At 72.4% G+C, this 11,946-nt stretch carries 10 protein-coding genes; 1 reads left to right on the top strand and 9 read right to left on the bottom strand.

Going from position 1 to position 11,946, the window contains the following annotated elements:
* Nucleotides 1-2: 2 nt before the first annotated feature.
* The 8 genes from ACFYW5_RS11130 to ACFYW5_RS11095 form a co-directional block, all read right to left on the bottom strand.
* The gene (locus ACFYW5_RS11130) at nucleotides 3-1,148 is read right to left on the bottom strand and encodes an SDR family oxidoreductase (RefSeq protein ID WP_389416656.1); all 1,146 of its coding nucleotides are present in this window, start codon (nucleotides 1,146-1,148) and stop codon (nucleotides 3-5) included.
* 164 nt (nucleotides 1,149-1,312) lie between these two features.
* The gene (locus tag ACFYW5_RS11125) at nucleotides 1,313-2,206 is read right to left on the bottom strand and encodes an alpha/beta fold hydrolase (protein WP_389416655.1); all 894 of its coding nucleotides are present in this window, start codon (nucleotides 2,204-2,206) and stop codon (nucleotides 1,313-1,315) included.
* Nucleotides 2,207-2,406: 200 nt separating this feature from the next.
* Complete coding sequence (locus ACFYW5_RS11120) at nucleotides 2,407-5,058, bottom strand: BTAD domain-containing putative transcriptional regulator (protein ID WP_389416654.1); 2,652 nt, start codon at nucleotides 5,056-5,058, stop codon at nucleotides 2,407-2,409.
* Nucleotides 5,055-5,261, bottom strand: a complete 207-nt coding sequence (locus tag ACFYW5_RS11115) for a hypothetical protein (RefSeq protein ID WP_389416653.1) — start codon at nucleotides 5,259-5,261, stop codon at nucleotides 5,055-5,057. The genes ACFYW5_RS11120 and ACFYW5_RS11115 overlap by 4 nt, the downstream gene beginning before the upstream one ends.
* Nucleotides 5,258-6,265, bottom strand: a complete 1,008-nt coding sequence (locus tag ACFYW5_RS11110; RefSeq protein ID WP_389416652.1) for a helix-turn-helix domain-containing protein — start codon at nucleotides 6,263-6,265, stop codon at nucleotides 5,258-5,260. The genes ACFYW5_RS11115 and ACFYW5_RS11110 overlap by 4 nt, the downstream gene beginning before the upstream one ends.
* A gap of 175 nt (nucleotides 6,266-6,440) precedes the next feature.
* The gene (locus ACFYW5_RS11105; RefSeq protein ID WP_389416651.1) at nucleotides 6,441-7,829 is read right to left on the bottom strand and encodes a class II 3-deoxy-7-phosphoheptulonate synthase; all 1,389 of its coding nucleotides are present in this window, start codon (nucleotides 7,827-7,829) and stop codon (nucleotides 6,441-6,443) included.
* 537 nt (nucleotides 7,830-8,366) lie between these two features.
* A complete protein-coding gene (locus ACFYW5_RS11100; protein WP_389416650.1) occupies nucleotides 8,367-8,693 on the bottom strand; it encodes a LysR family transcriptional regulator in 327 nt (108 codons plus the stop codon).
* Between the two features lie 47 nt (nucleotides 8,694-8,740).
* Nucleotides 8,741-9,406 carry a ScbR family autoregulator-binding transcription factor gene (locus ACFYW5_RS11095; RefSeq protein ID WP_389416649.1) on the bottom strand — a complete coding sequence of 222 codons (666 nt, stop codon included), beginning with the start codon at nucleotides 9,404-9,406 and terminating at the stop codon, nucleotides 8,741-8,743.
* Here ACFYW5_RS11095 and ACFYW5_RS11090 point away from each other — a divergent pair.
* A complete protein-coding gene (locus tag ACFYW5_RS11090) occupies nucleotides 9,384-10,568 on the top strand; it encodes a ScbA/BarX family gamma-butyrolactone biosynthesis protein (protein ID WP_389416648.1) in 1,185 nt (394 codons plus the stop codon). The genes ACFYW5_RS11095 and ACFYW5_RS11090 overlap by 23 nt on opposite strands.
* A 533-nt stretch (nucleotides 10,569-11,101) precedes the next feature.
* Here the strand turns inward: ACFYW5_RS11090 and ACFYW5_RS11085 are convergent.
* Entirely contained in the window at nucleotides 11,102-11,866 is a 765-nt protein-coding gene (locus tag ACFYW5_RS11085; protein WP_389416647.1) for an SDR family NAD(P)-dependent oxidoreductase, read from the bottom strand.
* Between the last annotated feature and the right edge of the window lie 80 nt (nucleotides 11,867-11,946).

The raw sequence follows: 11,946 nt of genomic DNA, 5'->3' as shown, positions 1-11,946 counted from the left end.
GGTCAGGCCGCTACGGGGTGGACGATGCGGTCGTTGCCGCTGTTCTCCTCGAAGCCGCGCAGGGTGCGCAGGTAGTAGAGGAGGTACTCGGCCAGCTCCTGCTCGCCGGTGGGCGCGTAGGAGGCGTCGGCGCCGCAGACGGCGGCGGTGTTGGTGAGATCGAAGCGCTTGTTGTAGCGCAGGTAGGAGCGGTAGAAGTTCATGCCGCCGTCGAGGGCCTCGTCGATCGCGGTGAAGCCGTCGCGGTCGTCCACCCACAGCGGCTCGCGCAGGCCGAGCAGCTCGAAGATCTGGGTGACCATGTCGCGGACCTTGGGGCCCTCGGAGTTGCCGAGGTGGAAGTACGTCTCCGGCGAGTCCGACAGGGAGATGGCCACGGCGTTGCGGGCGACGATGTCGACCGGGACGAGGTTGACCACGGTGTCGGGGTCGGCGAGCAGCCGGACCCGGGCGTGCGAGAGGAAGGTGCCGAGCTTGCGGGAGGCGGTCTTCTTGAAGACCAGCACCTGACGGGCGAAGCCGTACAGGCCCGACCAGTTCAGCCCGTGCCGGGTGACGCTGTGGCCGATGACGACGGTGGGCCGCAGGATACGGATCCGCAGGTCGCCGGCGGCCTCCTCGACGAGGGCCTCGGCCCGCATCTTGGTCTGCTCGTAGCAGTTGTTGGCCACCGACGGGTCGGTCACCGGACCCTCGGTGATCAGGTCGGTGCGCGAGCCCGCCACGTAGGCGGTGGAGACGTAGTTGAAGGTGCGCGCGCCGACCTTGCGGGCGAGCTCCAGGACGTTGGCGGTGCCCTGGACGTTCTGCGCCTCGATCTCGGTGCGGTACTCCTCCTCGTAGCGCAGCGAGGCGGCGCAGTGCCAGACCTCGTCGACCGGCGGCACCCCGGTCAGGTCGGCTCCGCAGCCGTCCACGGTCATGTCGCCGTGCACGGCGACGGTCCGGCGCAGGATCTCCGGGTGCAGGTCGGAGCGGCCGTAGCCGTCCGCCATCGCGGAGAGGGTGTCGTGCAGGCGCTGCGTCGCCTCGGCGTCGTCCTTGCCGCGGACCAGTGCGATGACGGGGTCGTCGGTCTTGTCGAGGAGTTCGAGGACCACGGCTCCGCCGACGAAGCCGGTGGCCCCGGTCAACAGACGTGTTGTCATGAGTGCTTGTCTCCAGCGTCGGGACGTGGTGTGCGTCGTTGTGGTGCTGCGGTGGTGCAGCGGATCGGGGTTCGGGGGGTCGGGGGGTGCGGGCGGGCGGCGCGGAGGGGGGCCGGCGGGTCCGGGATCACCGGGCCCCGGCCGTCCCCCGGTCGCCCGTCCGGCTACGCGCCGGTGACCGCGGTGGCGGTCTCGGACGCGTGGCGCGCCTCCAGCTCGTGTACGAACTCGGAGACGGCCGTCTGGAAGCCCTGCGGGTCGTCGAAGAACGGGACGTGGCCCGCGTGCTTGAGGGTGACGGCGCGGCTGTCCGGGATGCGGTTGAGCGCGTCCTCGATGACGGACGCGCTCCAGGCGAAGTCGCCGTCGCCATTGATGATCAGCGTCGGGGCGGCGAGGCGGGCCAGCTCCTCGGGGTCGTCCTCGATGTCCAGGGAGGCGAGCAGGTTCTCGCGGATGGAGCCGACGGAGAGCAGGGACAGGAAGTTGTCCTTGAGCGCCAGGTAGGCCGCGGTGCCGCCCTCGTGGATCATCTGGTCCGGGAAGACCAGCGGGTAGAGGTGGCCGAAGAGCTGCTGGGTGCCGCCGGACTCCAGGCTCGCCAGCCAGGAGCGGCTGACCAGCTTGCGGCGCAGGGTGCCGTTGGGCGAGAACGCCGGGCCCACCAGGACCAGGCCGGCCACGCGCTCGGGGTACTTGAGCGCGAACTCCCGGGCGATGAGGGTGGATATGGACGTGCCGACCAGGTAGGTCTTCTCGATGCCGAGGTGGTCCAGCAGGCGGCGCACGTCCTCGACGTGGTCCCCGAACGTGACCGGCTCCGGGCCCGGGTTGGAGGCGCCCTGGTTGCGCAGGTCGTAGTGGACGAGCCGGAAGTCGTTCGCCAGCTCGGTGGTGAAGTTCCGCCAGATCGGGCTGACGATGTAGAAGTTGTTCAGCAGGGTCACCGCCGGGCCCTCGCCGCTGTCCTCGTAGTACAGCTCCCCGCCGCCGGGCAGGGCGAGCGCGGAGTGGTTGAGGTAGCGGACGTCGAGCTGGCCGAACTGCTGGTCCGTCATGGGGTCTCCTTGGATGGTTCGTTCGGACGTGCGACGGGGAGCGATCCGGACGGGCGACCGTCGCCGGGGTCCAGACTCCGGTGGCCCGTTCAACACCCGCCCAAGGCGTGTCCAAGAGCGGGAAAACGTGCTGGTCAGGGCCGTTTTTCGGGGGTTGTGCGGGGCGCTGGTGCGGGCGTTCGGGACAGGCTGGAAATGAGTTATGTGGCGGGGGTCACCGGACGCCGCCGCGGCGGCCCGGGAACCGGCCCGTGCGGCCGGGCCGCGAGCGGCCCACGGCGAACGGCCCCGGCGCCGTAGGACCGGTCGACGTCGGGCCCGACGGGGTCGGTACGGCGGGCCTCCGGCCAGGCGGGGTCGATACGACAGGCGTCGGACCGGGCGGGGTCGTTCCGAGGGGAGTCGGTCCGCCTGGCGTCGTCCCGGGGGGAGTCGGCGCGGGCGGCGTCGATCCGGGGGGAGTCGGCGCGGCGGGCCTCGTCCCGGGCGGGGTCGGTACGGCCGGCGTCGTTCCGGGGAGAGTCGGCGCGCCCGGCGTCGGACCGGGCGGTGTCGGCGCGGCCGACGTCGGAGCAGATGGGGTTGATGCGCCCAGCGTCGTTCCGGGAAGAGCCGGTACGGCCGATGCCGGACCGGGCAGGGTCGGCGCGGCGGGCGTCGTCCCGGGCGGGGTCGGTACGGCGGATGTCATCCCGGGAGGAGCCGGTACGGCCGACGTCGGACCGGGAGGAGCCGGTACGGCCGAAGTCATCCCGGGAAGAGCCGGTACGCCCGACGTCGGACCGGGAAGAGTCGGCGCGGCCGACGTCGGACCAGATGGGATTGATGCGCCCGGCATCGTTCCGGTGAGACTCGGCGCCCCCAGCGTCGGACCGGACGGGGTCAGTGCTCCCCACGTCGGACCGGGCGGAGTCCCTCTGTCCGGCGTCGGACCAGGCGGAGTCCCCCTGGCCCGCGTCGGACCGGGCGAAGCCGCTCCGCCCGACGTCGGACCAAGCCGAGTCCCTCCGCCCGCCGACCCCGCCGGCCGCGTGCGCCAGGACACCGAACCGGACGATCTCCGGCACCCGGAAGGTGGCCGAGGCGCCCCGCCGGTCGTCGGCGAGGACCAGGACGTGCCGGTCCAGCAGCCGCCCCACCACCGACTGGGCGCCCCAGGTGTCGAGTTCGAGCACCGCCTTGACCTGCTCGGTGTCGAAGGGTCCGGGCCCCGCCGCGGCGAGCAGGAAGACCGACCTGCGCAGCCAGGGCGCGAGCCGGGCCAGGGCGCTGTCCGCGCGGGCGAGCGCCGCGCAGGCCTCGTCCTGGAGTTCGGCGACGAGACGGTCGTCGTCGAGGAGTCCCGCGGCCAGGTCGCTGAGCGTCCACATGGGCCGCGCCGCGTACAGCTCGCCCACGGCACGCAGCATCAGCGGATGCCTGCCCATCCGGGTGACCATGTGCCGCAGCGCCGCATGGTGCCCGGTGATGCGCTCCTCGCCGACCAGCCGCTCGAAGAACGCGGCCGCGTCCTCGGCGCCGAGCGGCCCGAGCGTGAGGCGCCGGGCGCCGGGCAGTCCGGACAGCCGGACCCGGGAGGTCACCAGGGTCAGGCAGGAGTCGCCGCCGGGCAGCAGCGCGAGCACCTGGTCGGTGGCCGCGGCGTCGTCGAGCAGCACGAGCAGCGAGCGTTCCCGGGCGGCGGCCCGGAAGAGCGCCGCGAGCCCGTCGGTGTCCTCGGGCTGCCGCGGCCGGCCGATGCCGAGCCCGTCCAGCAGGGACCGCAGGACGGCCTCCGGGGAGCGCGGCCGGTCGGCGGCGTCGTGCAGGGAGGCGTACAGCAGCCCGTCGGGGAACCGTTCGGCCATCGCGCGGGCGGCCCGTACGGCGAGCGCGGTCTTGCCCACGCCGGCCGGGCCGAGCAGGGTGATCACCTGGGCTCCGGGAGCGGTGAACGGCTCACCGATCCGGGCCAGTTCCCGCTCACGCCCCGTGAAGTCGGGTGTCTCCAGCGGCAGTTGGTCCACCGCCGGAGTGACGCGCGCCGGGGCCGCGGGACGCCGTACGACCACCCTCTCGGGCTTGGCGGCGGGCGGCAGGACCTCGCGCAGTATGTCCTGCTGGAGCTGGCGCACCCGCTCGGAGGGCTCGATGCCCAGGTCGTCGACGAGCCGGTGGCGCAGCCGCAGATAGGCGTCGAGGGCCGTGCTGCGCTGCCCGGACCGATGGGCGGCGATCATCAGCTGGGCGGTGAACCGCTCGTCCAGCGGGTGGTCCACGGTGAGCCGGCGCAGCTCCGCCACCAGCGCCTGGTGGCGGCCGAGCTGGAGGTCGGCCTCGATCCGCAGCTCCAGGGCGCTCAGCCGGGCCTCGCCGATCTGGGCGATCCGCGCGGTGAGCAGCGGACCGGCCTCCAGGCCCGCGAACGGTTCGCCGCGCCACAGCGCGAGCCCTTCGCGCAGCAGCCGGGCGGCGTCCTCGGCCGCTCCGGAGGCGAGCGCGGCACGGGCCCGGCCGGCCCGCTGCTCGAACTCCCACAGGTCCAGCTCCCCCGGCCGCGCCGTCAGCCGGTAGCCGCCCGGCCCGGTCTCCAGGCGCTCCCCGGCGGCGTCGGTGCTGCCCTTGAGGGCCTGGCGGAGCTGGTAGATGTACGTCTGCACGGTCTTGCGGGCCAGCCGCGGCGGCTCCTCGTCCCACAGCTCCTCGACGAGGGCCTGCGTGGAGACCAGATGGTTGGCGTCCAGCAGCAGGACGGCCATGGCCCGCCGTGCCATCGGGGCGGTGAGGGTGCGGCGCTCGCCGCCCACGTGGATCTCCAGCGGGCCGAGCACCTTGATGCGCAGCTCGGGCAGGCCGGTGACGGTGGCGGTCATGTCGTCCTCCTCCGGCCCTTGGCGTTGCCCCGGTCCCGTGCGGCCGGGTGCGGTGCCGTGTTCTGGGGGGTCACCGTGCGGGCGGAGACCAGGCGGCCGGGGCAGGACGACTCCGGTTCGAGGCCGCCGGGCAGCAGCAGGCCGAGGAAGTGCTCGACGGTTCCGTAGCGCGCCGTCGGGGCGGCGCCGGTGGGCGCGCTCATCGCCGGGCTCCGGCGTTCGCGGCGGCGTCGGTGTCCACGGCGTCGGTGTCCAGTCGGTGGACCATGGCGCGGCGCTCCTTGCGGAACTCGCTGGGCGTGACGCCGTAGCGGCCGCGGAACAGGCGGCTGAAGTGGGACGCCCCGTACAGACCGGCCCGCTCGCCGATCAGCGCGACGGGCAGGTGGTCGAGGGCGGGGTCGGCCAGTTCCGACCGGCAGCGGGCGAGCCGCTCGTCGCGGATCCAGCGGGCCGGGCTGACGCCGAACTCCTGGAAGATCTTTTGCAGGTAGCGCAGCGAGATGTTGTGCCGGCGGGCGACCTCGACGGGGCTCAGGCTCGGTTCCGCGAGGTGCTCGCGGACATGGGCCTGGATCCTCAGCATCAACGCCTGGCGAGCGATCTCGCTGTCGGGGGCGAGTTCGCGCATCCGCTCGGCGAACAGGACCGCGGTGAGCCCGGCGACGCTGCCGCCGAGCAGGTCGACGGCCGTCTCGACCTCCTCGCCGTGCCGGTCCAGGCCCTCCAGCAGGCTGCTCAGCAGGGCGGCGGCACCCTGGTCGCCGCTCCAGGCGCGGGCGGTGAGCCGCTGGGTGTCGGCGGCGGTGAGCCCGACCAGGGAGTGGGTCACCATCACGTCGACCATCCGGAACTGGTCCGGCATGATCACCTTGAACGGGCGCCCGGTGTCGAAGGAGATCAGCTGCGGAGGCCGTACGACGCCGTGGCGGCCGTCCTGGAACACCCAGACCTCGCCGTGCAGCGGCCGGCACATCCGCAGCCGGGACCGCTCACCGGCACCGATCAGCCGGGCCGGCCGCACCAGCTCGCGGGGGCCGCCCTGGACGAGCGAGACGGTCACCTCGCCGAAGCGGTGGCGGGCCGTGGTCCCTTCGAGGATCTCCTCGTGGCTCTTGACGATCTGCAGGCCACCGCGTTCCGCGGGCGGCGGATCGGACGTGCACCTGCGCAGCTGGCGGGGCTTCACCTCACTGACACGTTGCATCGCGTACCCCCTGTTCCGATGTCGGAGCTCTCGATGAAGCACCCCAAGAGAAACATACCCGCATGCGGGTTTTCTACTTGGATCGGGAGTTTCGATGATTCGGCCAGGGCCCGCCGGTGCGGCCGGCCGTCTCCGGTCCGGCCGCACGGCCCGGTATGCGGTGCGGAGGTGCTGGTCAGGCCGCCTGCGCGATCCGCGGGCGGGCGGCGGCCGGGACGCCGCGGTCGGCGTACAATTCGGCCACCTGGAAGGCGAGATCGAGTGCCTGGTAGCGGTTGAGGCGGGGGTCGCAGGCGGTCTGGTAGCGCCGGTGCAGATCCGTCAGACCGATCGGGTGGCCGCCCCCCACGCACTCGGTGACGTCGTCGCCGGTGAGCTCGATGTGGATGCCGCCGGGGTGGGTGCCGAGCTCGCGGTGCGCCTCGAAGAAGCCGGTCACCTCGTCCAGGACGTCGTCGAAGCGGCGGGTCTTGTGACCGCTGGCCGCCGAGAAGGTGTTGCCGTGCATCGGGTCGCAGATCCAGGCGATCGGCGCCTCGGCCTCGGCGGCCGCCTCGACGAGCGAGGGCAGCACGTCCCGGACCTTGTCGCGGCCCAGGCGCGCGATGAACGACAGCCGGCCCGGCTCCCGTTCGGGGTCGAGCCGGTCGATGAGCGCGAGCACCTCGTCCCGCGAGACCGACGGACCGAGCTTCACGGCGACGGGGTTGCGCACGGCGGCGGCGAACGCCACGTGCGCGTGGTCGAGCTGGCGGGTGCGCTCGCCGATCCAGACCATGTGCCCGGAGACGTCGTAGGCGTGCCCGGTGCGCGAGTCGGTACGGGTCAGGGCGGCCTCGTAGTCGAGCAGCAGCGCCTCGTGGCTGGAGTAGAACTCCGCGAGGTGGAACTCGCCGGGGTCGGCACCGCAGGCGGCGAGGAAGGTCAGGGCGCGGTCGATGTCCCGGGCGAGGGCCTCGTAACGGGCGCCGATGGGGGAGTTGTTGACGAAGTCGCGGTTCCACTCGTGGACCTGGCGCAGGTCGCCGTAGCCGCCGGTGACGAAGGCGCGGATGAGGTTCAGGGTGGAGGCGGAGGCGTGGTACATGCGCTTGAGGCGTTCCGGGTCGGGCCGGCGGGCCTCCTCGGTGAACTCCTGGCCGTTGACGGCGTCACCGCGGTAGACGGGGAGCGTGAGGTCGCCGCGGACCTCGACCGGCCGGGAGCGCGGCTTGGAGTACTGGCCGGCGATCCTGCCGATCTTCACCACGGGCACGGAGGTGGCGTAGGTGAGGACGGCGGCCATCTGCAGCAGCGTCTTGACCTTGTCCCGGACCTGGTCGGCGGTGACCCCGTCGAAGGTCTCGGCGCAGTCGCCGCCCTGGAGCAGGAAGGCCTCGCCCCGGGCCACCCGGGCGATGCGCTCGCGCAGCTGGTCGCACTCCCCGGCGAACACCAGCGGCGGGTAGGACGCCAGCTCCTCGAGTACGCCCTTGAGGGCGTCCGGGTCGGGCCAGTCGGGCTGCTGGGCGGCAGGAAGCAGGCGCCAGGAATCCACATCCGTGATGCGCTGATCAGCGTTCATGTCGGGCTGAGCCTCACTCTTGTCCGGGGACGGGTGTCGGTTCGGGAGTCCGGGGAAGGGCCGGTGCGGGGCCCTGCGGGCGCGGGTCCTGGGGTACGGAGCGGCCCTCCCGCCGACCGGGACGCTCCTCGCCGGGGGATGTACGAGGAGGGCACCGGTCGACGGGAGGGCCGCGACTCGGGGGGCGAGCGACATCCGGCCCGCCTACGGCCCCGGACTCACCGCGATGCCCCGACTCTACGAACGCCCCCGCCCCCGTGGTTGCCACCCCGCGCACCGTCCCTTGCCGAAACACGCGTGAGCGGACGTGAAGGCCGGAACTTAATATTCCGCGGGCGCCGGAATTGATCATTCCGAGCGAGGGGATCAAGAAAGGGGAATTCGAGGGACTTCTTTCGGCCAAGCATGAATGCGGAAGCGTAAATTCGGAATTACTTCTTCCGGGACCCGGGAAGACCAAAGGGCGGCCCCGGACCACCAGAGCCGCCACACCTGCCCACTGCCTCGCGCCTGCCGCGCCGCCGGCGCAAGCCCTTGCTACCGGATTCGCGCACCGCCCCTGGCACGTTGGCGCACACCCGCCCGGCGCACCGGAGCCGTGCACACCGCGTCCGTGGCCACCGCCCGCCGCCCCTCCTCCGCCGCCTCGAGGATGGTCCGGGCGTACGGCAGCAGCCGCAGACCCGCCTCGGTCAGCGCCAGTTGACGATGGCTCCGGTCGAACAGCGCCGCCCCGACGGACTCCTCCAGGTTCTGGATCTGCGCCGTCACCGTGGACTGCGCGTAGTTGAGGTTGCGCGCCGCCCGGGTCACGCTCAACTCGGCCGCCACCTCACGAAATGCCCGTAGCTGCTGGATCTGCACGTGCCGCTCCCCTCCGGCGGCCCCCGCAGGGCCGCCCAGAACCACTCTCAGACGGAGCTGTGGACCGCGGCCCCGCGGGTCAGCCGCTTGCCGCGCTCGGCGGTGATGTCGAGCCGGGCGTACACCTCGGGCCGGGCCAGCGAGCGGGCCATCAGGTCGTAGAGGACGGCGATCCGCTCCTCCACGTCGGCCCGGTTCGTCATGATCTCCGACAGCAGCTGCACGCCGGTGAAGGCGCCCACCGCCGCGTCGGACACCGTCCCCACATCGATGCCCGGCACCAGCTCCCCCAGGTGCTGGGCCTCCCCGAGCAGCCGGGTACTGACCTCGATCCAGGCCCGGTAGGGCACCTTCCGGTCGATCACGTCATGCCCCTGGTCGACCGCGAGGCGAATGCTGCCCTGGAGCATCCGGTCGAAGGTGAGCCGGTGCGCCACGAGCAGCGTCACGTCCACCCACTCCTGGAGCTTCGGCGCCCCCGGCTCCTGCGGCGGCGCGAAGTACCGGAACTGCTCCGCCACCTGCTCGTCCAGGACCGCCTGCGCCAGCTCCGCCTTGGAGGTGAAGTGGAAGTAGAAGGCCCCCTTCGTCACACCGCACCGCTGGTAGACGTCCGAGATCCTCGTGGCGGAGTAACCGCACTCCGCGAAGACCTCGCCCGCCGCTTCCAGAATCGCCTGGCGTGTCCTGATGGCTCGATCCTGCTGCGCCACTGGGCCCCCTTCCTTCGTCGTTGTTGATGATGAACACATGCGGGACTCATATGCGGAACCACCGGCTCTCATTGAAAAACATACCCGCATGCGCGTATCTTACCGGCGGGGTTGGAACCAGTCACCCGTCATGCACCTTCTCGTTCCAGAAGGAAGAGCAATGACCACCAACATTGGTATTCACCGGGGCCGACACCGCCACGGGGGGATAAGGAAGACGGTGTTTCCGGCCAGGCCGGCCGCACCGCTCAGGCCGTGCATCCCGCCGTCCGCGGCGTCGGTCGACACCAGGCTCGTGCATCGCACGTACCGGAAGGACGTACTGCCGACCGGCATCACCAAGCACGACGACCGTCACTACACCGTCTTCACACAATGGCCCGCCGATCACCGCCGTTTCACGGACCAGGAGGGCAACTTCCTGCCGTCACTGGTCATCGAGAGCGTCCGCCAGGCCGTGATCCTGGTCGCTCACGACGGCCTCGGCGTACCGCTCGGGCACCAGTTCCTGGTGTCGTCCGCGCACCACCGCGTGGACCCGGGCCGGCTGCTCGCACCCGGCGCGCCGGCCCGGCTCGAGCTGGACGTCTCCCTCCACGACCTCAAGCACCGCCGGGGCGTGCCGTCCTCGCTCCAGGCCCGGGTGGTCATCCGGGTGGACGGCGAGATCATCGGCACCGGCGGCGGCGACTGCTCCGTCATGACCGCCGAGGTCTACCGCCGGCTGCGCCGCGGCCGTACCGACACCGCCTGGCCCGCGGCGCTCGCCGCCCCGCTGCCCGCACCCGTGCCCGCCCGCTCCGTCGGCCGCGCCCACGACTGCGACGTGGCCCTGGCTCCCGGGGACACCCCCGGCCACTGGCTGCTGCGGGCCGATGTGACCAACGAGTTGATGTTCGACCACCCGAACGACCATATGCCCGCCATGGTCCTCCTCGACGCCGCCCAGCAGGCCGCGCACGCCGTCTTCGGCGAGCGCCCCTTCCGGCCGTCGTCCTGCGAGGTCCTCTGCTCCCGCTACGTCGAGTTCGACTCCCCCTGCTCCGTCCGCGCCGACCTCCGGGACGACGGCCCCGGCGGATACGTCCTGTCCGTGACCGGACACCAGGACGGCGAGCAGGTCTTCGAGATCCTGTTCCGGGAACTGCCCTCCGCGCGCTAGGCGGTCACCGCCCGGCCCCGCCCGTCCGCGGGAGCCCGTACGCGCAGAGCCGGCACCTCCTCCCGGACCCCGCCGGAAGCTCACCGGCCGCACGGCCCACCCTCGGGCACCGCCCTTGCGACGCTCCGCTACCGACGCCCAGGCGCTCGCGCCGCCCCAGCCGCACATCCGTACCCCGGCATGTGTGGCCCCCGCGGCCCTCATGCGCCGGGTCCTCCTCGGCGTGACCTCGCCGGCATCCGCCCATCCACCGCACCGCCCTTCGACCTTCGTCCCGCAGTCAGCTGACCCGGCCCGCCCACGGGCCGTCGCTCGCCGGCCCCACCCCGTGAACCGCCGTCGTGCGCGGCGGCCCGGGTGGGCGGGGCCCCGGCCCCGGCCGGGCACCGCACCTCGTTCCGCCTCAGTTCAGGAGCCCGTCTCCCATGACCCGCACCGCCGGAGCCCGCACGGCACGACCTGCCACCGCGGCCCCTCCGCCCCTCCCCCCGCACCCCTCGCCCGCCGGCCACCGCCGCCCGGCACCACCCTCCTCACCGCACCGTCCAGCCGCCGTCCACCGGCACCGTCGCGCCGACCACGAACGAGGCCCGGTCGCTGCACAGCCAGGCCGCCGCCTCGGCGATCTCCTCCGGCCCCGCGATCCGCGGCAGCAGCGCCGCCCGCGCGAGTTCGTCCGCCACACCGGGAACCTTCGCCATCCACGCGTCCGTCATTTCGCTGTGGGTCGCCCCGGGCACAAGGGCGTTGATCCGAATTCCACTCGCCGAATACTCAGCGGCGGCCGCCTTCGTCAATCCGATGACCGCATGCTTGGCGGCGATATAGGGCGCGGCCACCGGAGTCGCCACCAGCCCCGCCGTGCTACTGGTGTTCACAATGGCGCCACCTCGGCCGAGCATCGCTGTGATTTCATGGCGGAGGCAGTTCCACATGCCACGGACATTGGTGTCCATGAGGGTGTCGTAGACCTCGTCGCTCATCAGGTGCATGGGCGTGCCCTCGGCCGCGACCCCGGCGTTGTTGAACGCCACGTCGAGCTTCCCGAATCTCTCCAGAGCCGCCGCCACACCCGCCGCCACCTGGTCGTTCCTCGCCACGTCGACGACGACGCAGTGAGCCTCGTACCCCTCGGCACACAGCTCGTCGACGAGCGCGGCGAGCCGTTCGTGGCGGCGGGCGGCCAGGGTGACCGACGCACCCTCCCGGCAGAAGACCCGGGCCGCCGCCGCCCCGATGCCACTGCTGGCGCCCGTGATGAACGCGTGCTTTCCGTCAAGAAGTCCGCCGTTCGGCATGGCCTCATCTCACCCGTCTGCTGAGTCCCCGATTCGCGCCGTACTCGATTCCGGCTCGAATTCCCGCACGCTCCCTTTAC

The organism is Streptomyces sp. NPDC002779, from assembly GCF_042888685.1.
Taxonomy (GTDB): Bacteria; Actinomycetota; Actinomycetes; order Streptomycetales; family Streptomycetaceae; genus Streptomyces.
This window is presented reverse-complemented; position numbering and strand designations above follow the sequence as displayed.

Bases quoted from the DNA above. Each gene is read 5' to 3' on its own strand.
- ACFYW5_RS11090 (WP_389416648.1), top strand. From the start codon at position 9,384: ATGGCTCGATCCTGCTGCGCCACTGGGCCCCCTTCCTTCGTCGTTGTT.
- ACFYW5_RS11110 (WP_389416652.1), bottom strand. From the start codon at position 6,265: ATGCAACGTGTCAGTGAGGTGAAGCCCCGCCAGCTGCGCAGGTGCACG.
- ACFYW5_RS11125 (WP_389416655.1), bottom strand. From the start codon at position 2,206: ATGACGGACCAGCAGTTCGGCCAGCTCGACGTCCGCTACCTCAACCAC.
- ACFYW5_RS11130 (WP_389416656.1), bottom strand. From the start codon at position 1,148: ATGACAACACGTCTGTTGACCGGGGCCACCGGCTTCGTCGGCGGAGCC.
- ACFYW5_RS11105 (WP_389416651.1), bottom strand. From the start codon at position 7,829: ATGAACGCTGATCAGCGCATCACGGATGTGGATTCCTGGCGCCTGCTT.
- ACFYW5_RS11085 (WP_389416647.1), bottom strand. From the start codon at position 11,866: ATGCCGAACGGCGGACTTCTTGACGGAAAGCACGCGTTCATCACGGGC.
- ACFYW5_RS11115 (WP_389416653.1), bottom strand. From the start codon at position 5,261: ATGAGCGCGCCCACCGGCGCCGCCCCGACGGCGCGCTACGGAACCGTC.
- ACFYW5_RS11120 (WP_389416654.1), bottom strand. From the start codon at position 5,058: ATGACCGCCACCGTCACCGGCCTGCCCGAGCTGCGCATCAAGGTGCTC.